The 17,867-nt window shown below is 64.0% G+C and carries 16 protein-coding genes and 8 tRNA genes; 11 read left to right on the forward strand and 13 right to left on the reverse strand.

Annotation, left to right across the window (positions count from 1 at the left end; translation table 11 throughout):
- Positions 1-69: 69 nt before the first annotated feature.
- The 6 genes from pyrG to HZS63_RS07765 all read left to right on the forward strand — a co-directional run bounded on the left by pyrG (position 70) and on the right by HZS63_RS07765 (position 4,997).
- Positions 70-1,722: a CTP synthase gene (gene pyrG / locus HZS63_RS07740; protein WP_180683473.1), complete on the forward strand. Its 1,653-nt coding sequence runs from the start codon at positions 70-72 to the stop codon at positions 1,720-1,722.
- A gap of 82 nt (positions 1,723-1,804) precedes the next feature.
- On the forward strand, positions 1,805-2,659 hold the full coding sequence (gene kdsA, locus HZS63_RS07745; protein WP_180683474.1) for a 3-deoxy-8-phosphooctulonate synthase: 855 nt from the start codon (positions 1,805-1,807) through the stop codon (positions 2,657-2,659).
- Positions 2,656-2,943 carry a DUF1330 domain-containing protein gene (locus HZS63_RS07750; protein WP_180683475.1) on the forward strand — a complete coding sequence of 96 codons (288 nt, stop codon included), beginning with the start codon at positions 2,656-2,658 and terminating at the stop codon, positions 2,941-2,943. The genes kdsA and HZS63_RS07750 overlap by 4 nt, the downstream gene beginning before the upstream one ends.
- 37 nt (positions 2,944-2,980) lie before the next feature.
- Positions 2,981-4,264, forward strand: a complete 1,284-nt coding sequence (gene eno, locus HZS63_RS07755; protein ID WP_180683476.1) for a phosphopyruvate hydratase — start codon at positions 2,981-2,983, stop codon at positions 4,262-4,264.
- A 32-nt stretch (positions 4,265-4,296) separates the two neighbouring features.
- Positions 4,297-4,581 carry an FtsB family cell division protein gene (locus HZS63_RS07760; protein ID WP_180683477.1) on the forward strand — a complete coding sequence of 95 codons (285 nt, stop codon included), beginning with the start codon at positions 4,297-4,299 and terminating at the stop codon, positions 4,579-4,581.
- On the forward strand, positions 4,578-4,997 hold the full coding sequence (locus HZS63_RS07765) for a hypothetical protein (RefSeq protein WP_180683478.1): 420 nt from the start codon (positions 4,578-4,580) through the stop codon (positions 4,995-4,997). Before HZS63_RS07760 ends, HZS63_RS07765 begins: the two co-directional genes overlap by 4 nt.
- 10 nt (positions 4,998-5,007) lie before the next feature.
- Here HZS63_RS07765 and hslO read toward each other — a convergent pair whose 3' ends face one another.
- Together hslO and HZS63_RS07775 are read right to left on the reverse strand one after the other, a co-directional pair.
- Positions 5,008-5,988, reverse strand: coding sequence for an Hsp33 family molecular chaperone HslO (gene hslO / locus HZS63_RS07770; RefSeq protein ID WP_180683479.1), 981 nt, complete (start codon positions 5,986-5,988; stop codon positions 5,008-5,010).
- 4 nt (positions 5,989-5,992) lie between these two features.
- Positions 5,993-6,517 carry a gamma carbonic anhydrase family protein gene (locus HZS63_RS07775; protein WP_180683480.1) on the reverse strand — a complete coding sequence of 175 codons (525 nt, stop codon included), beginning with the start codon at positions 6,515-6,517 and terminating at the stop codon, positions 5,993-5,995.
- 15 nt (positions 6,518-6,532) lie between these two features.
- On the opposite strand from HZS63_RS07775, the gene HZS63_RS07780 reads away from it, so the two are divergent.
- Positions 6,533-7,366: a ferritin-like domain-containing protein gene (locus HZS63_RS07780; RefSeq protein ID WP_180683481.1), complete on the forward strand. Its 834-nt coding sequence runs from the start codon at positions 6,533-6,535 to the stop codon at positions 7,364-7,366.
- Positions 7,367-7,374: 8 nt separating this feature from the next.
- Here HZS63_RS07780 and xerD read toward each other — a convergent pair whose 3' ends face one another.
- Positions 7,375-8,277 carry a site-specific tyrosine recombinase XerD gene (gene xerD / locus HZS63_RS07785; protein WP_180683482.1) on the reverse strand — a complete coding sequence of 301 codons (903 nt, stop codon included), beginning with the start codon at positions 8,275-8,277 and terminating at the stop codon, positions 7,375-7,377.
- 26 nt (positions 8,278-8,303) lie between these two features.
- Here xerD and gloB point away from each other — a divergent pair, with 26 nt between their 5' ends.
- Positions 8,304-9,077, forward strand: coding sequence for a hydroxyacylglutathione hydrolase (gloB, locus tag HZS63_RS07790; RefSeq protein ID WP_180683483.1), 774 nt, complete (start codon positions 8,304-8,306; stop codon positions 9,075-9,077).
- 82 nt (positions 9,078-9,159) lie between these two features.
- Positions 9,160-10,683 (forward strand): transglycosylase SLT domain-containing protein, encoded by a 1,524-nt coding sequence (locus HZS63_RS07795; RefSeq protein WP_180683484.1) that lies wholly within the window; start codon positions 9,160-9,162, stop codon positions 10,681-10,683.
- 78 nt (positions 10,684-10,761) lie between these two features.
- Here the strand turns inward: HZS63_RS07795 and HZS63_RS07800 are convergent.
- The 3 genes from HZS63_RS07800 to HZS63_RS07810 all read right to left on the reverse strand — a co-directional run bounded on the left by HZS63_RS07800 (position 10,762) and on the right by HZS63_RS07810 (position 11,097).
- Positions 10,762-10,837 (reverse strand) — tRNA-Gly (locus tag HZS63_RS07800).
- 35 nt (positions 10,838-10,872) lie between these two features.
- Positions 10,873-10,946, reverse strand: a tRNA-Cys gene (locus tag HZS63_RS07805).
- Positions 10,947-11,023: 77 nt separating this feature from the next.
- Positions 11,024-11,097, reverse strand: a tRNA-Cys gene (locus tag HZS63_RS07810).
- Between the two features lie 92 nt (positions 11,098-11,189).
- Between HZS63_RS07810 and HZS63_RS07815 the strand changes: the two genes are divergently transcribed.
- Together HZS63_RS07815 and HZS63_RS07820 are read left to right on the forward strand one after the other, a co-directional pair.
- Positions 11,190-11,263 (forward strand) — tRNA-Cys (locus HZS63_RS07815).
- Between the two features lie 35 nt (positions 11,264-11,298).
- Positions 11,299-11,374: transfer RNA gene (locus HZS63_RS07820), tRNA-Gly, on the forward strand.
- Positions 11,375-11,414: 40 nt separating this feature from the next.
- Here HZS63_RS07820 and HZS63_RS07825 read toward each other — a convergent pair.
- The 7 genes from HZS63_RS07825 to tig form a co-directional block, all read right to left on the reverse strand.
- Positions 11,415-11,490, reverse strand: a tRNA-Gly gene (locus tag HZS63_RS07825).
- A gap of 35 nt (positions 11,491-11,525) precedes the next feature.
- Positions 11,526-11,599 (reverse strand) — tRNA-Cys (locus HZS63_RS07830).
- A gap of 66 nt (positions 11,600-11,665) precedes the next feature.
- Positions 11,666-11,741 (reverse strand) — tRNA-Gly (locus HZS63_RS07835).
- Positions 11,742-11,839: 98 nt separating this feature from the next.
- Positions 11,840-14,266: an endopeptidase La gene (gene lon, locus HZS63_RS07840; RefSeq protein WP_180683485.1), complete on the reverse strand. Its 2,427-nt coding sequence runs from the start codon at positions 14,264-14,266 to the stop codon at positions 11,840-11,842.
- 102 nt (positions 14,267-14,368) lie between these two features.
- Positions 14,369-15,637: an ATP-dependent Clp protease ATP-binding subunit ClpX gene (clpX, locus tag HZS63_RS07845; RefSeq protein WP_180683486.1), complete on the reverse strand. Its 1,269-nt coding sequence runs from the start codon at positions 15,635-15,637 to the stop codon at positions 14,369-14,371.
- Between the two features lie 73 nt (positions 15,638-15,710).
- Positions 15,711-16,322, reverse strand: a complete 612-nt coding sequence (clpP, locus tag HZS63_RS07850; RefSeq protein WP_180683487.1) for an ATP-dependent Clp endopeptidase proteolytic subunit ClpP — start codon at positions 16,320-16,322, stop codon at positions 15,711-15,713.
- A gap of 165 nt (positions 16,323-16,487) precedes the next feature.
- The gene (tig, locus tag HZS63_RS07855) at positions 16,488-17,798 is read right to left on the reverse strand and encodes a trigger factor (RefSeq protein WP_180683488.1); all 1,311 of its coding nucleotides are present in this window, start codon (positions 17,796-17,798) and stop codon (positions 16,488-16,490) included.
- Positions 17,799-17,867: the final 69 nt, after the last annotated feature.

Below are 17,867 nucleotides of genomic sequence, written 5' to 3' on the forward strand. Positions count from 1 at the left end.
CGGAAATGTACCACCGGCTTTTATAATCCGAATTTCCTCACCCGCGGGCCGCGCCGGCCCGCCTGCGACATGACCAAATTCGTATTCGTGACCGGTGGCGTGGTGTCCTCGCTGGGCAAGGGCATCGCCTCCGCCTCGCTGGCCGCGCTGCTCGAATCGCGCGGCCTCAAAGTCACCCTCATCAAGCTCGACCCCTACCTCAACGTGGACCCGGGCACCATGAGCCCCTTTCAGCACGGGGAGGTGTTCGTCACCGACGACGGCGCCGAAACCGACCTGGACCTGGGCCACTACGAGCGCTTCATCACCACCCGGATGAAGAAGGCCAACAACTTCACCACCGGACAGATCTACAAGTCGGTGCTGGAAAAGGAACGCCGTGGTGATTACCTGGGCAAAACGGTGCAGGTGATCCCGCACGTGACCAACGAAATCCAGGCCTTCATCAAGCGGGGCGCCGGCGTCGGCACTGGGGATGCGGTGGACGTGGCCATCGTGGAAATCGGCGGCACGGTGGGCGATATCGAATCCCTGCCTTTCCTGGAAGCGGTGCGTCAGCTCAGCCTGCGCCTGGGCCCCAACCAAGCGGCCTTTGTCCACCTGACCTACGTGCCCTGGATCGCCGCCGCGGGAGAACTGAAAACCAAGCCCACCCAGCACACGGTGCAGAAACTCCGCGAGATCGGCATCCAGCCCGACGCGCTGCTCTGCCGCGCCGACCGCGTCATCCCCGACGAGGAACGCGAGAAGATCAGCCTGTTCACCAATGTGGCGCTATGGGGGGTGATCTCCATGCCCGACGTGGACACCATCTACAAAGTGCCCCGCGTGCTCCACGAGCAAGGCCTGGACGGCCTGATCTGTGACAAGCTGCGCCTGAACACACCCCCGGCCAACCTCAAGCGCTGGGACGACCTCGTGCATGAAGTCCAGAACCCGCAAGGCACGGTGCGCATCGCCATGGTCGGCAAATACGTGGATCTGTCGGACAGCTACAAGTCGCTCAACGAGGCCCTGCGCCACGCGGGCATGAAAAACCATGTGAAAGCGGAAATTTCCTACATCGACTCCGAGACGCTCGAAACACAGGATGTGGCCCAGGTCCTCGAACCGTTTGACGCCATTCTCGTGCCCGGCGGCTTCGGCAAGCGCGGTATCGAAGGCAAGATCGCCGCTGCCCGCTATGCCCGCGAGCACCGGGTCCCGTACCTGGGCATCTGCCTGGGCATGCAGGTGGCCACCATCGAGTTCGCCCGCCATGTGGCCGGCCTCGAAGGCGCCAATTCCACCGAGTTCGACCCGCAGACGCCGCACCCCGTCATCGCGCTGATCGACGAATGGCAGGACGCCGATGGCTCGATCCAGAAGCGCGACGCCAGCTCCGATCTGGGCGGGACCATGCGCCTGGGTGCCCAGAGCTCCGACGTGCAGCCGGGCACGCTGGCCTTCGAGATTTACGGTCCGGTGGTCACCGAGCGCCACCGCCACCGCTACGAGGCCAACACCCAGTACCTGGACCGCCTGCGTGAAGCCGGGTTGGTGATTTCCGCCATCACCCAGCGCGAGCACCTGACCGAAATCGTGGAGCTGCCGCGCGACCAACACCCCTGGTACATGGGGGTACAGTTCCATCCTGAATTCAAGTCCACCCCTTGGGACGGCCATCCGCTGTTCAATGCCTTCGTCAAGGCAGGGTTGGACCAGCACCAACGCAAGGGCTGAACACCCATGGCCCAGACACTCACCCGTTCGCGCCCCCCCGAGGGGCATTCGGCCTCCTCGAAGCGGCCTGGCGGAGCTTGACATGCAACTCTGCGGATTCGACGTGGGGCTCGACCGCCCCTTCTTCCTGATCGCCGGCACCTGCTCGATCGAAGGCCTGGAGATGTCATTGGACGTTGCCGGCCAGCTCCAGGACATTTGCCGTCCGCTGGGCATCCCTCTGATCTTCAAGGGCTCGTTCGACAAGGCCAATCGTTCCTCTGGCAGCAGCAAGCGCGGCGTGGGGCTGGAAGCGGGACTCAAAATCCTCGACGAGGTACGTCGCCAAACGGGCCTGCCTGTCCTCACCGACGTCCACGACTCGTCCCAGGTACCGATCGTCGCCAGCGTGGTGGACGTGCTGCAGACCCCGGCGTTCCTGTGTCGTCAAACCGACTTCATCCGCGCCGTGGCCCAGTCAGGCAAGCCGGTGAACATCAAGAAGGGGCAGTTTCTCGCGCCCTGGGACATGAAGAACGTGATCGATAAGGCCCGCGATGCCGCCCGCGAAGCGGGCCTGTCGGAAGACCGTTTCCTGGCCTGTGAACGGGGTGTGAGCTTCGGCTACAACCACCTGGTGGCCGACATGACCAGCCTGGCCGAAATGCGCAAGTCTGGCGCACCGGTGGTGTTCGACGTGACCCACTCGGTCCAGAAACCGGGCGGCCTGGGTACGGCCAGTGGCGGCGCCCGCGAAATGATTCCCGTACTGGCCCGTGCCGGCATCGCCGTCGGCGTGGCGGGTCTGTTCATGGAAACCCACCCCCGCCCGGCCGAGGCCTGGTCTGACGGCCCCAACGCCGTGCCGCTGCATCGCATGAAGCCCCTGCTCGAAACCCTCGTGGCGCTGGACAGGGTGACCAAACAACACCCCTTTCTGGAGACCGATTTCCAATGAGTGCTTACATCGTGGCGGAAGTCACCATCACCAACGAAGAACAAATGAAGGCCTACCGCGAATGGAGCACCCGGGCCATGCAAGAATTCGGCGCCGAGGTGCTGGTCCGTGGCGGCCGCGTCGTGCCGCTGGAAGGCGACTGGAACCCCCAGCGCGTGGTCATCCTGCGCTTCCCCGACCTGGCCACCGCCCAGGCCTACTACCACTCGGAAACCTACACCAAGGCCCGTGAGGTACGCCGGGGTGCCGGCACGATCCGCATGTTTGCCGTCGAAGGCGTCTGATTCACCCCCATTTTGTTGATTCGAGAAAGTAACCACCATGAGCGCAATCGTTGACATCGTCGGCCGCGAAATCCTGGACAGCCGAGGCAACCCCACCGTCGAGTGTGATGTGCTGCTGGAAAGCGGCGTCATGGGGCGCGCTGCCGTGCCATCGGGTGCCTCCACCGGCAGCCGCGAGGCCATCGAGCTGCGCGACGGCGACAAGTCCCGCTACCTCGGCAAGGGTGTGCTCAAGGCCGTCGAACACATCAACACCGAAATCAGCGAAGCCGTGCTCGGCCTGGACGCCTCCGAGCAGGCCTTTCTGGACAAGACCCTGGTCGATCTGGACGGCACCGCCAACAAATCCCGCCTGGGCGCCAACGCCATGCTCGCCGTCTCCATGGCCGTGGCGCGCGCCGCCGCCGAAGAAGCTGGCCTGCCGCTGTACCGCTACTTTGGCGGCAGCACCCGTATGCAGATGCCGGTGCCGATGATGAACGTCATCAACGGCGGGGCGCATGCGAACAACAACCTGGACATCCAGGAATTCATGATCCTGCCGGTGGGTGCCCCATCGTTTCGCGAAGCCATCCGCTGGGGTGCCGAGGTGTTTCATGCACTCAAGAAGATCATTCACGACAAGGGCATGAGCACTGCCGTGGGCGACGAAGGCGGCTTCGCTCCCTCCGTGGCCAACCACGAGGCCGCCATCCAGCTCATCCTGGAAGCGATCGACAAAGCCGGTTACGTGGCCGGCGAGCAGATCGCCCTGGGCCTGGACTGCGCCGCCAGCGAATTCTTCAAAGACGGCAAGTACCACCTGGAGGGCGAAGGCCTGGTGCTGACCGCCGAGGAGTGGACGAACATCCTGGCCACCTGGTGCGATAAATACCCCATCATCAGCATCGAAGACGGCATGCACGAAGGCGACTGGGCCGGCTGGGCCCACCTCACCGAGCGTCTGGGCCAAAAGGTACAACTGGTCGGCGACGACCTGTTCGTCACCAACACCAAGATCCTGAAGGAAGGCATCCAAAAAGGCATCGCCAACTCCATCCTCATCAAGATCAACCAGATCGGCACGCTCACCGAAACCTTCGAAGCCATCGAAATGGCCAAGCGTGCCGGCTACACCGCTGTCATCAGCCACCGCTCGGGCGAGACGGAAGACTCCACCATCGCCGACATCGCCGTGGGCCTGAACGCCGGTCAAATCAAGACCGGTTCCATGAGCCGCTCCGACCGCATGGCCAAGTACAACCAGCTCCTGCGCATCGAGGAAGACCTGGGCGACGTGGCCAGCTACCCCGGCCGCGACGCCTTCTACAACCTGCGCTGAGTGGCTGAAACCCCGCCTCAGGCTGCTGCGCCATGAACGCCCGCTGGGTCGCTGCCTTGCTGGTGGGCTTGCTCGTGGTGTTGCATGCCCAGCTGTGGTGGGGTCGCGGCAGCGTTCCCCAGGTGCGTGAATGGCGCACCGACCTGCAGGCCCTGGAGGCGGCCAACGCCCAGGCCCGGCAGCGCAACGAGCAACTGGCCAACGAGGTACGCGACCTTCAAGAAGGGTTGGACATGGTCGAGGAGCTGGCCCGACATGACCTGGGCATGGTCAAGCCCAACGAGATCTTCGTCCAGATCCAGCGCAGTGCGCCATGAGGGTCGCTCGGTGCTGGTGGCTGCTCGGCGAGCAAGCCCCTGTCTTGGTGGCAGATCTGCCTCCACCCTGGCGCGACTCGGTGATCGGCTGGACCGACCCCGGATCATGGGCCGAGGCGTTGGACGAGCTATCCTCCCGGGCTGGTGTTCTGCTGATCTTGCTGGCTGGCGAGGGCTCGGCACGGGTCGTTTCTCGCACCGAGCAGGCCTTCCGCTCCACCCTGCATGCCCGTGGACTGGCGCATCTGGTGCTGTATCCGCTGGACGGCTCGCACCGGCTACCGCTGCGGCGCCTGCTGGGCATGGAAGCCACACCGCCGCCGCCCCAACGCCCCCTGTGGCGCTGCGATGCCTGCTCCGATCCCGACTGCGAACACCGCCTGTTCCAGCGATTGCTGGCGCAGCGAACCGGCTGATGCCACCGACTCACTGCACCTGAGACGAGGCCGGGGGCTGGTCCTGGCGGCTCAGAAATATCTGCGCCGCGTCCACGGGGTCGAACACGTAGCGGGCACCACAGAATTCACAGCCGATTTCCACCTGCCCTTGCTCGGCCAGGATGCCCTCCACCTCGGCCACGCCCAGGCTTTCCAGCATGGCCGCCACCCGTTCGCGCGAGCAGGTGCATCCAAAACGGGGCCGCAGCACGCCCTCGGGTGGTTCGAAACGCTGAATCGGCTCCTGCCAGAACAGGCGATGGAGAATGGTGTCGGCATCCAGGGTGAGCAATTCCTCGCGCTTGAGGCTGGCCGCCAGCGTGGCAATGCGGTTGTAGTCCTCATTGCGGCCGATGGCATCTTCCCGCGCCTGGGCGGCGGCCGTACCGGACAGGTTGGCCTCCCCGGTGGTGGGGATGCGCTGGATCAACAGGCCGGCAGCGATGTGCTCGTTGGCCGCCAGGACCAAGCGGGTATCGAGCTGTTCGCTCTGCAACATGTAGTGCTCCAGCACGTCGCTCATGCGCTCCAGCTTCTCGTGCCGGCTGCCGAACAACGGCACCACGCCCTGGTAGGGTTGCTGGCCAGGCATCCGATCCTTCGGATCCAGGGTGATGGCGCAGCGTCCCTGGTTGTTCACGTTGACCATGTGGCTCAGCGGCACGCCATCGGCGACTTCACCGAGCACCGTGGCCGTGGCTCGGAAGGTGAAGTCCGGCTGCACCTCGGCCACCGCCACCTTGACCGGGCCATCGCCGAACACTTGCAGCACCAGGGAGCCGTTGAACTTGATGTTGCCTTGCATCAACACCGCGGCGGCCAACATCTCGCCCAGCAGATCCGACACCGGGCGTGGATAGCCGCCCGACTGGGCATGGCGCCGCAACAGTTCCTGCCAGCCATCGGTCAGACGCACCAGCATGCCACGCACAGGCAAGTCTTTGAACAGAAACTTGTGAAGTTCAGACACGGCTTCAGCTCAACTTCTTCAACCCGGCCTGGTAGCGACGGGCGTTGGCCACGTAGTGCTCGGCGCTGCGACGCAACCCGTCGATCTGCTCGGGGGTGAGCTGGCGCACCACCCTGGCTGGGCTGCCCATGATCAACGAGCCATCAGGAAAGACCTTGCCTTCCGTGACCAGTGAGCCCGCCCCGACCAGGCAATGTTTCCCGATGCGGGCGCCGTTGAGCACCACGGCCCCAATGCCGATCAGCGATTCGTCGCCAATGGTGCAGCCGTGCAGCATCACCTGGTGCCCGACCGTGACCCGCTCACCGATCACCACCGGATAACCCACGTCGGCGTGAACCACGCTGGCGTCTTGGATGTTGCTGCCCCGTCCCACGGTGATGGGCTCTGTGTCGCCACGCAACACGGCCCCGAACCACACGCTGGCGTCTGCTTCCAGCGTCACCCGCCCCATGACCTGGGCGCTGTCGGCCACGTAGGCGCTCGGGTGCACCTGCGGTGCGTCGTCGTCAAGTTGGTATGTGCTCATCCGTAGAATTGTAGGATGCACGCTCCCGAACTGCGCGCGGCGGCCTTGCAGGCCCTGTGCTGCCCTGATATCGACGACAAATGCCGCCAAGTGGAGGCTTTGCACGCCCAGGCCAGCGACCTTCACCTGGACCCCGAGACCCCGCTTGCGCCACCCCCAGCCCTGCCCGGCCGCCCGGTGCGCCCGCCGTTGATCGATCCGTCCACCGTGCCGTCGCGCTCACCCTTCACCCCCGAAGGGCACGCCGCGCTGATCCATTCGATCTGCCACATCGAATTCAACGCCATCAACCTGGCGCTGGACGCGGTGTGGCGTTTCCCAGGGATGCCGCGCCCCTTCTACCTCGACTGGCTGCGCGTGGCCGCCGAGGAGGCCTACCACTTTGGCCTGCTGCGCGCGCATCTGCGCACCCTGCCCCATCTGGGACGACCCGAGCCCTGGGACTACGGCGACTTCGCCGCCCACGACGGCCTCTGGCTGATGTGCGAGAAAACCGCCGACGACATCGTCGCCCGCATGGCCCTGGTGCCCCGCACCCTGGAAGCCCGGGGGCTGGACGCCACCCCGCTGATCCAGGCCAAGCTGCGTCGTTCGGGCACGGCACCCGCCCTGCAGACGGTGGCCCTGCTCGACATCATTCTGCACGACGAGGTGAGGCACGTCGCCATCGGCAACCACTGGTATCGCTGGCTCTGCGAACGCGAAGGGCTGGACCCGGTGGCCCATTACCGCGTGCTGGCGCGACGCCACAGCGCGCCCCGCCTCAAGCCGCCCTTCAACGACGAGGCGCGGCGCCGGGCCGGCTTCTCGCAGGCCGAACTGGACTTTCTGCAGCAGCAGGTCGTCTGATCGACGGCTCAGCCGCGCGGGTGATGCCGTGCATGCAACTGCTTGAGCCGCTCGCGCGCCACGTGGGTGTAGATGGTGGTGGTGGAGATGTCCGCATGGCCCAGCAGCAGCTGCACCGCCCGCAGATCGGCACCGTGGTTCAGCAGGTGCGTGGCGAAGGCATGTCGCAGGGTATGCGGCGAGAGCGGGGCTTCGACCCCCGCGGCACGGGCATGCTTCTTCACCAAAGTCCAGAACATCACGCGCGTCATCCCGTGGCCGCGCGCGGTGACGAACAGGTCGTCGGACAAGCGCCCAGCCAGGATGACCGGGCGGGACTCGTCCATATAGCGCCGAAGCCAATACAAGGCCTCGTCACCGAAGGGCACGAGACGCTCCTTGTCACCCTTGCCCTGCACACGCAGCACTTGATCGGCCAAGCTCAGTTCGTACAGCCGCAGCCCGACCAGTTCACTCACCCGCAGCCCGCTGGCGTACATGAGCTCCAGCATGGCACGGTCCCGCAGGCCCAAGGGCTCGCTCACATCGGGGGCGCGCAGCAGCTGCTCCACCTGCGCCTGGGTGAGGGTTTTCGGTACACGCTGCAAACGCTTGGCAGGCAGCAGCTTGAGCGTCGGATCGGCGTGTACCACCCCTTCCCGCAGCGCCCAGCGGAAATAGCGCCGCAACACCGTCAGGCGCCGGTTGGCCGACGCAGCCTTGCCCCGCGCATGGCGCCAGGCCATGTAGGCCAGCACATCGGCTTCGGTCGCTTGGTGCAGTTCCCGCTTGGGCTGGCCCGCCCGAGCACCGTCAGGGCCGGTATCGGCCAGCCAGTGCGCAAACTGCTGCAAGTCGCTTCGGTAGGCCGCCAGGGTATGGGCCGCCAGACCATCCTCCAGCCACAATGCATCGAGAAAACGTTCCAGCACAGCCCTTACCGCCTTATCATCGTCGGATGCACATCCTACACCCCATCGCCGCGTTCACAGACAACTACATCTGGGCACTGCACGACGGCACACAGGCCTTCGTGGTGGACCCCGGGGATGCGGCCCCGGTGACGGCGTGGTTGCAAGCGCAGGGGCTGGCCTTGGCCGGCATCCTGATCACCCACCACCATGCCGACCACACGGGAGGCGTGGCCGAACTCATGGCCAGCACCCGTGCCCCGGCGTGGGGACCTGCCTACGAAACCCTGCCGGATGGCGTGCAGCGACTCAGCGGCGGCGAACAGGTCACGCTGCTCGACCTGACCTTCGACGTCATCGACGTGCCTGGACACACGGCCGGCCACATCGCCTACTTCTGCCCCGACGTGGACGGAAAACCGTTGCTGTTTTGCGGCGATACGCTGTTTTCCGGGGGCTGCGGCCGCCTGTTCGAAGGCACGCCGGCCCAGATGCTGGCTTCGCTCGATCGCCTGGCCGCCCTGCCGGGCCCCACCCGCGTCTGTTGCACCCACGAATACACGCTGGCCAACCTGCGCTTTGCCCAAGCGGTGGAGCCCCACAACGAGGCGCTCGCCCAATACCACCGCTGGTGCCAAGCCGAACGCGATGCGGGTCGCCCCACCCTGCCCAGCCATCTCGACCGGGAGCGGGCCATCAATCCCTTTTTGCGCAGCCGGGAACCTTCGGTGCGAAGCGCGCTCAGCCAACAGGGCCCTCTGCCGGCGGACGACGCCGGCGTCTTCGGTGCCCTGCGAGCTTGGAAAGACCGCTTTCGCTGACCAGACCGCATCTCATCCAGTCCACATGACACCCCCTCCTTCCCCACCCTTGCCACGTACGACACTCCCCCGCCTGGGCATCATGCTGCTGGGCCCCTTGATACTCGGGGCCTGCGCCAGCCTGCCCCCCGGCGACACCTCGGCCAGCGCGGACGACGGGCAAGCCCCCCGCCCCATCACCACGACTCGGCCAGCCACGAAATCCGCCCCGGTGATCCCGAACGGCCCCCTCCAATCGATCACCACCGCCCCGCCCACACCGACCCCCGCAGCCGTCGCCACCCTGGAGGCCCCGAAAGATCTGTGGGATCGGATGCGCCGAGGCTTCGCCATCCCGGATCTGGACACCGACCTGGTGCGTCACCATGAACAGTGGTACGCCAACCGGCCCGACTACATCCAGCGCATGGTGGACCGGGGCAGCAAATACCTGTTCCACATCGTCGAAGAGGTGGAGCGCCGTGGCATGCCCCAGGAACTGGCGCTGCTGCCCTTCATCGAAAGCGCGTTCAACCCGCAGGCCGTCTCCCACGCCCGGGCGGCAGGCATGTGGCAGTTCATGCCTGCCACCGGGCGCGACTTCGACCTCAAGCAGAACGCCTTCCGCGACGATAGGCGCGACGTGCTCGCCTCCACCCGCGCAGCGCTCGACTACCTGGAACGGCTGCACCGCATGTTCGGCGACTGGCACTTGGCCCTGGCCGCCTACAACTGGGGCAATGGCAACGTCTCGCGCGCCATCCAGCGCAACCGCGCCGCCGGTCTGGACACCGGCTACCTGGACCTGCGCATGCCCGACGAGACACGCAACTACGTGCCCAAGCTGCAGGCCGTCAAGAACATCATCGCCGACCCGCAGCGCCTCAATGTCCGCCTGCCCAAGGTCGGCAACCACCCGTTCTTCGACACCGTCACGATCGACCGCGACATGGACGTGGCCCTGATCGCCGAACTCGCCGACGTCAGCCTGGCCGACTTTCGCCAGCTCAACCCCTCGCACAACAAACCGGTGATCATGGCCGCGGGCACCTCCACGGTGCTGCTGCCCTGGGACAACGCCGCGCTGTTCGAGGAAAGGCTGCGCCAGCACAACGGTCCCACCGCCACCTGGACCGCCTGGCGTGTCCCGCGCGACATGACCACGGCGGAAGCGGCCCGACAGCACCAGCTCACCGAAGCCCAACTGCGCGAAGTCAACCGCATTCCGCCGCGCATGATGCTGCGCGCCGGCTCCACGGTCCTGGTCCCGCGCCAAGGCAAGCTCGACAACGACGTGCCCGAGCACATCGCCGACAACGGCCAGATCCTGCTGGTCCCTGAAGCCGTGGCGGCGCGCGCCCAGCGGGTCACGGTCCGCGCTGGCGACACCCTGTCGGCGATCGCCCGCCGCCATGGCGTGACCGTAGCCAACCTGCAGGCCTGGAACAACCTGCGCCCGAACCAGCCAATCCGCATCGGTCAGGTGTTGATGGTGCACGGGCGCGGCTCTGCCACAGCGGCTGCCACCCCGACACCACAGGGCAACCGCACGACAACCCAGAGCAAAACGGCACCCACCACCCGCACGGCCCAGGCCAGCAGCAAGACGCCCGTCGCCACCCGCTGAAACGGCCAGCCCACCCTGCTGAGCGGGTTGGGCCCCAATACAAAAAAGGGAAGCCGATGGCTTCCCCTTTGGGTGATATGGAGCGGGAAACGAGGTTCGAACTCGCGACCTCAACCTTGGCAAGGTTGCGCTCTACCAGCTGAGCTATTCCCGCATGGCCCCGCTTGCACGAAGCGAGGCTTGGCGCACTGGAGGCGCGGGCCGGAGTCGAACCGACCTACTCGGATTTGCAATCCGGTGCATAACCGCTTTGCTACCGCGCCTTATGGGGTGCTTACCCGGTTCACANGCTGAGCTATTCCCGCATGGCCCCGCTTGCACGAAGCGAGGCTTGGCGCACTGGAGGCGCGGGCCGGAGTCGAACCGACCTACTCGGATTTGCAATCCGGTGCATAACCGCTTTGCTACCGCGCCTTATGGGGTGCTTACCCGGTTCACACCGGATAAAAAAGGGAAGCCCGGGCTTCCCGTTTTTATCCGGGGTGAACCGGGTAAGCACCCCAGAAGGCGCGGTAGCAAAGCGGTTATGCACCGGATTGCAAATCCGAGTAGGTCGGTTCGACTCCGGCCCGCGCCGCCAGTGCGCCAAGCCTCGCTTCGTGCAAACGGGGCCATGCGGGAGTAGCTCAGCTGGTAGAGCGCAACCTTGCCAAGGCTGAGGTCGCGAGTTCGAACCTCGTTTCCCGCGCCAGTATCCTCAAAGGGAAGCCCGGGCTTCCCTTTCAGGATACTGGAGCGGGAAACGAGGTTCGAACTCGCGACCTCAACCTTGGCAAGGTTGCGCTCTACCAGCTGAGCTATTCCCGCATGGCCCCGCTTGCACGAAGCGAGGCTTGGCGCACTGGAGGCGCGGGCCGGAGTCGAACCGACCTACTCGGATTTGCAATCCGGTGCATAACCGCTTTGCTACCGCGCCTTATGGGGTGCTTACCCGGTTCACACCGGATAAAAAAGGGAAGCCCGGGCTTCCCTTTGAGGATACTGGAGCGGGAAACGAGGTTCGAACTCGCGACCTCAACCTTGGCAAGGTTGCGCTCTACCAACTGAGCTATTCCCGCGTGTTTCAAGCTTTGCCGCCGATGGTGCTTGGCATCGCCTGAAGCCATTATTCTATACCGTTTTTTAGAGCTCCTCGTCAAAATCGGCAAAGATTTTCTCAGTGCTTGATGGTCTCCGCCGTTGCGCCCACGGTCGGCTCCGCCGCTGAGGCCGACGCCAACTCCTCTTCAGCAAGCGGTACGGGCAGACGCTCCAAGGCCAGTTCCAGTACCTGATCGATCCACTTCACCGGAACGATCTCCAGACCTTGCTTGACGTTGTCCGGAATCTCGGCCAAGTCCTTGACGTTGTCCTCGGGGATGATCACCGTCTTGATGCCGCCGCGCAGCGCCGCCAGCAGCTTCTCCTTGAGACCCCCGATCGCCGTCACCTCGCCACGCAGGGTGATCTCGCCGGTCATGGCCACATCGGCACGCACCGGAATGCCGGTCAACGCCGACACCATGGCGGTGGTCATGGCCGCACCCGCGCTGGGGCCGTCCTTGGGCGTGGCGCCATCAGGCACGTGGATGTGGATGTCCTTTTTCTCGAACACCTCGTCCTTGATGCCCAGGTTGCGCGCGCGGCTGCGCACCACGGTGCGCGCCGCTTCCACGGACTCCTTCATCACGTCACCGAGCTGGCCGGTGCGGATGACGTTGCCCTTGCCCGGCATCAAGGCCGCCTCGATGGTCAGCAGGTCGCCACCCACCTCGGTCCACGCAAGGCCCACGACCTGACCTACCTGGTTCTGTTGCTCGGCACGCCCGTAGGTGAACTTGCGCACGCCCAGGAATTCGCTCAGGTTGTCGGCGTTCACCACCACGGGCGGCGAGTACTTCTTGAGCAGCAGGCCCTTGACCACCTTGCGGCAGATCTTGGACAGCTCGCGCTCCAGCGAGCGCACGCCAGCCTCGCGGGTGTAGTAACGCACCACGTCGCGCACGGCGTCCTCGGTCACGGTCAGCTCACCGTCCTGGATGCCGTTGTTCTTGAACTGCTTGGGCAGCAGATACTGCAGCGCGATGTGGGTCTTCTCGTCCTCGGTGTAACCGGAGAGGCGGATCACCTCCATGCGGTCCAGCAGCGCGGGCGGAATGTTCATGGAGTTGGACGTCGCCACGAACATCACGTCCGACAGGTCGAAGTCCACCTCCACGTAGTGGTCGGCAAAGGTGTGGTTCTGCTCCGGGTCCAGCACCTCCAGCAGGGCTGACGACGGGTCGCCACGGAAATCCATGCCCAACTTGTCGATTTCGTCCAGCAAGAACAGAGGGTTCTTGGTGCCGACCTTGGTCAGGCTTTGCAGGACTTTGCCTGGCATGGCACCGATGTAAGTACGGCGGTGACCGCGAATTTCGGCCTCGTCGCGCATGCCCCCCAGTGCCATGCGCACGTATTTGCGGCCCGTGGCCTTGGCGATCGACTGCCCCAGCGAGGTCTTGCCCACGCCAGGCGGCCCCACCAGGCACAGAATGGGGGCCTTGACCTTGTCCACGCGCTGCTGCACCGCGAGATATTCCAGGATGCGGTCTTTGACCTTGTCCAGCCCATAGTGGTCTTCGTTGAGCACTTGCTCGGCAAAGGCCAGGTCGTGCTTGATTTTGGTCTTCTTGCTCCAGGGCAGGCTGGTAAGCACATCAATGTAGTTGCGCACCACCGTGGCCTCGGCCGACATGGGCGACATCAGCTTGAGCTTCTTGAGCTCGCTTTCCGCCTTCTTGCGGGCTTCGGCGGGCATCTTGGCCTGTTTGATCTTCTTTTCGATTTCCTCGATGTCGGCGCCCTCTTCGCCCTCGCCCAGCTCCTTTTGAATGGCCTTGACCTGCTCGTTCAGGTAGAAGTCGCGCTGATTCTTCTCCATCTGGCGCTTGACGCGGCCCCGGATGCGCTTGTCCACATTGAGGATCTCGACCTCACGCTCGAGTTGGGCAAACAGGTTTTCCAGCCGTTGCGTGACGACGTCGAGGTCCAGCACACTCTGCTTGGCCTCCAGCTTGAGTGGCAGATGCGCGGCAATCGTATCGGCCAGTCGGCCAGGATCGTCGATGCTGGCGATCGAGGTGAGGATTTCGGAAGGGATCTTTTTATTGAGCTTGACGTACTGGTCGAACTGCTGCATCACGGCGCGACGCAGCGCTTCGAGCTCGGTGGGGTTGGCCTGCGCCAGCTCGTCTTCATGCGTGATGGGCATGACCTCGGCATGAAAATGGGTCTCACCTTCCTGTACGCCAAGCACTTTGGCACGCTGCACGCCTTCGACCAGCACCTTGACGGTACCGTCGGGCAGCTTGAGCATCTGCAGGATGCTGGCCACACAACCCATCTCGAACATGTCGTCGGCGGCGGGTTCGTCCTTGGCGGCCGTCTTCTGCGCCACCAGCATGATGCGGCGCTCGTGCTCCATCGCGGCTTCGAGCGCCTTGATACTCTTGGGGCGACCCACGAACAGGGGAATCACCATGTGTGGGAACACCACCACGTCGCGCAGGGGCAACAGGGGCAGCGTCACGGGCTGGCTGGAGAGAGTGGGGTGTCCTGACATCTTCTTACCTCAATCTGAATCGGGCAAATGGGGCTGAAGTCGGCCAGTTCAACCCGCTTGCCAACAGGGGTTGGGGCGCCACGCGCCGTTCACCCCGGGAAGTCAGGCCTGACGGGCGGCTTCTCGATACACCAGCAAGGGGGGTTTGCCCTCCTCGATGGTGGACTCGTCCACGACCACTTTTTCGACATTTCGTATGCTGGGAAGTTCAAACATCGTGTCCATGAGCGCCTGCTCCAGGATGGAACGCAACCCCCGGGCACCGGTTTTGCGCTTGATGGCCTTGCGCGCGATCGCCTTGAGCGCCGCCGGCCGCACCTCCAATTCCACACCTTCCATGCGCAGCAGTTGGGCAAACTGCTTGACCACGGCGTTTTTGGGTTCAGTAAGGATGTCGACCAGCGCGTCCTCACCCAGCTCGGCCAGCACGGTCACGACGGGCAGGCGACCCACCAGCTCGGGAATCAGGCCAAAACGGACCAGGTCGTCAGGCTCGACCTCGGCGAATACCTCGGTCAGGCTGCGCTGCTGCTTGCTCTTGACGGCGGCACCAAAACCAATGCCGGACGCTTCGGTGCGGCTCTCGATCACCTTTTCCAGACCCGCAAAGGCGCCACCGCAAATGAACAGGATGTTGGAGGTGTCCACCTGCAGCATGTCCTGGTTGGGGTGCTTGCGCCCCCCCTGAGGAGGCACCGAAGCCAGCGTCCCTTCAATGAGCTTGAGCAGCGCCTGCTGGACGCCTTCGCCCGAGACGTCGCGCGTGATGGAGGGGTTTTCGGACTTGCGGGTGATCTTGTCGATTTCGTCGATGTAAACGATGCCTTGCTGGGCTTTTTCCGGGTCGTAATTGCAAGCCTGCAACAGCTTGGCGATGATGTTTTCCACATCCTCGCCCACATAGCCGGCTTCGGTCAGCGTGGTGGCGTCGGCCATGACGAAGGGCACGTTGAGCATGCGCGCCAAGGTGGAGGCCAGCAGCGTCTTGCCGGAACCGGTGGGGCCGATGAGCAAAATGTTGCTCTTGGCCAGCTCGACGTCGTCTTTTTTCGATGCGTCCTTGTGCCGCAACCGTTTGTAGTGGTTGTACACCGCCACGGACAGGGTTTTCTTGGCCGCTTCCTGGCCAATCACGTAATGGTCGAGGTGCTGCTTGATTTCCAGCGGCGTCGGCAGGGCTTCGCCGTCACCCTGCTTGCCCACGGTGGTGGGCGGCAGCTCGTCGCGGATGATGTCGTTGCACAGGTCGATGCACTCGTCGCAGATGAACACCGAGGGGCCTGCGATGAGCTTCTTGACCTCGTGCTGACTCTTGCCGCAGAAAGAGCAGTACAGGGTTTTTTCGCTGGAGGCGCCTTTTTTATCGGCCATGTGGAATTGCCTTGCTACGTTCTCGGGAAAAAGGTTCGGATAGGGGATGATACGGCAGGCAAGCCACCTGGGTTCAAGCGCCGCGTTTGTCGATCACTTTGTCCACCAGGCCGTACTCGGCAGCTTCTGCTGCGCCCATGAAGTAGTCGCGCTCGGTATCGCGCTCGATCTTCTCCAAGGGCTGGCCGGTACGCTCGCTGAGGATACGGTTCAGATCGGCGCGCAGACGCAGAATTTCGCGGGCATGGATCTCGATGTCGGTGGCCTGACCCTGTGCACCGCCCAAGGGCTGATGGATCATCACACGCGAATTGGGCAGCGCAAAACGCTTGCCCTTGGCGCCGGCTGCGAGCAAGAAAGCCCCCATGCTGGCCGCCATGCCCACGCACAGCGTCGAGACGTCAGGCTTGATGAAGTTCATGGTGTCGAAAATCGCCATGCCGGCACTGACCGAACCACCGGGTGAATTGATGTAAAGAGAGATGTCTTTGTCGGGGTTTTCGCTCTCCAGAAACAACAACTGGGCCACCACGAGGTTGGCGGACTGGTCGTTCACCGGCCCCACCAGAAAGACCACACGCTCTTTGAGCAGGCGGGAGTAGATGTCGTAGGCGCGCTCGCCACGGCCCGATTGCTCGATCACCATGGGCACCAGGCCCAGGTTCTGTGCGTCCAATGCGCTCATCTGTTTGTGCTCCGTTTGAAAGGCTGAACAACGCTACTGTAACCAATGCAGCAAAGCTGCGTCGACGAGGCGGGTGCGCCCCTTGAGACAGCGACAAAAAAAGGGCGGAATGCTCCGCCCCGTGTGGCCGGCGCCAGAGCCAGCGCCCCGGCAGACACAACCGGATCAGGCCTGCCCCATCAGCTCCTCGAAGCTGAGCGTCTTGTCGATGACTTTGGCCTTGGAGAGCACGAATTCGGTGACGTTGTTCTCGATCACGATCGCCTCGATCTCGGCCAGGCGCCGGTTGTCGCTCTTGTACCAGCGCACCACATCGGCCGGACTTTCGTAGGAAGCGGCCAGCTCATTGACATGGGCGTCGATTTGCTCCGGCTTGGCATGCAGGCCGTTGGCGTTGACCAATTCGGCGACGACCAGGCCCAGACGCACGCGGCGCTCGGCCTGTTCCTGGAACAGTTCGGCCGGAATGGGGGCCTTGTCGGCATCCTTGACGCCACGCTGTTGGAGGTCGGCGCGGGCAGCCTCGATCAGGCGCTGCACTTCGGCCTCGACGCTGGCTTTGGGCAGGTCCAGCTCGGCCTTGGCCACGAGCGCATCCATCACGGCAGCCTTGTTGCGGGCCTGCACGCGGAACTTGACTTCACGCTCCAGGTTTTTCTTGATGTCGGCCCGCAGGGCCTCCACCGTCCCCTCGGCAATGCCCAGAGACTTGATGAAAGCCTCGTTCACCTCGGGCAGATGAGCGGCTTCCACCTTGTGCAGAGTGACCAGGAAATCGGCCTGCTTGCCGGCCACGTCCTTGCCGTGGTAATCCTCGGGGAAACTCAGCGGGAAGGTTTTGGACTCACCGGGTTTCATGCCACGCACGGCATCTTCGAATTCCTTGAGCATCTGGCCTTCGCCGAGCAGGAATTGGAAACCGGTGGCTTTGCCGCCCTCGAAGGGTTCGCCGTCGATCTTGCCTTCGAAGTCGATGGTCACGCGGTCGCCGTCTTGGGCGGCCTCGTCGGCCGGGCGCTGGCCAAAGGTGCGGCGCTGCTTGCGCAGGATGTCGAGCGTGCGGTCGATGGCCGCTTCGTTCACTTCGGCGGAAACCTTTTCGACTTCAGCTTCGGCGAGGTCCCCGATCTTGACTTCGGGATACACCTCGAAAATGGCCTCGAACGCCACCTTGCCTTCAGGCGCACCTTCCTTCTCGTTGATGCGGGGTGTGCCGGCAATGCGCAGCCGGGCTTCCTGGGCAGCGGCGTTGAAAGCCTCACCGACCTTGTCGTTCATGACCTCATAGTGCACGGAGTAACCATAGCGCTGGGCCACGACATTGAGCGGCACTTTGCCAGGACGGAAACCGTCCATCTTGACTTGGCGCTGCAGGCGCTTGAGGCGGTTTTCCACTTCCTTCTGAATGACTTCCACCGGCAGCTCGAGCGTGATTTTGCGCTCCAGCTTTTCCAGGGTCTCAACGTTCACTGCCATGGTTTTCTCCTGTAGGGGCACAGGGCAGCGAGCGGCTGCCACTGGGAATTCGGGGTTTGGGTATCAAGT

It is taken from the genome of Tepidicella baoligensis (assembly GCF_013432195.1).
Taxonomy (GTDB): Bacteria; Pseudomonadota; Gammaproteobacteria; order Burkholderiales; family Burkholderiaceae_C; genus Tepidicella; species Tepidicella baoligensis.

Coding starts and splice junctions, on each gene's coding strand:
- tig (WP_180683488.1), bottom strand. CDS start 17,798: ATGGCAGTGAACGTTGAGACCCTGGAAAAGCTGGAGCGCAAAATCACG.
- lon (WP_180683485.1), bottom strand. CDS start 14,266: ATGTCAGGACACCCCACTCTCTCCAGCCAGCCCGTGACGCTGCCCCTG.
- gloB (WP_180683483.1), top strand. CDS start 8,304: ATGCACATCCTACACCCCATCGCCGCGTTCACAGACAACTACATCTGG.
- clpP (WP_180683487.1), bottom strand. CDS start 16,322: ATGAGCGCATTGGACGCACAGAACCTGGGCCTGGTGCCCATGGTGATC.
- HZS63_RS07750 (WP_180683475.1), top strand. CDS start 2,656: ATGAGTGCTTACATCGTGGCGGAAGTCACCATCACCAACGAAGAACAA.
- HZS63_RS07765 (WP_180683478.1), top strand. CDS start 4,578: ATGAGGGTCGCTCGGTGCTGGTGGCTGCTCGGCGAGCAAGCCCCTGTC.
- HZS63_RS07780 (WP_180683481.1), top strand. CDS start 6,533: ATGCACGCTCCCGAACTGCGCGCGGCGGCCTTGCAGGCCCTGTGCTGC.
- clpX (WP_180683486.1), bottom strand. CDS start 15,637: ATGGCCGATAAAAAAGGCGCCTCCAGCGAAAAAACCCTGTACTGCTCT.
- HZS63_RS07775 (WP_180683480.1), bottom strand. CDS start 6,517: ATGAGCACATACCAACTTGACGACGACGCACCGCAGGTGCACCCGAGC.
- HZS63_RS07760 (WP_180683477.1), top strand. CDS start 4,297: ATGAACGCCCGCTGGGTCGCTGCCTTGCTGGTGGGCTTGCTCGTGGTG.
- HZS63_RS07795 (WP_180683484.1), top strand. CDS start 9,160: ATGCTGCTGGGCCCCTTGATACTCGGGGCCTGCGCCAGCCTGCCCCCC.
- eno (WP_180683476.1), top strand. CDS start 2,981: ATGAGCGCAATCGTTGACATCGTCGGCCGCGAAATCCTGGACAGCCGA.
- pyrG (WP_180683473.1), top strand. CDS start 70: ATGACCAAATTCGTATTCGTGACCGGTGGCGTGGTGTCCTCGCTGGGC.
- kdsA (WP_180683474.1), top strand. CDS start 1,805: ATGCAACTCTGCGGATTCGACGTGGGGCTCGACCGCCCCTTCTTCCTG.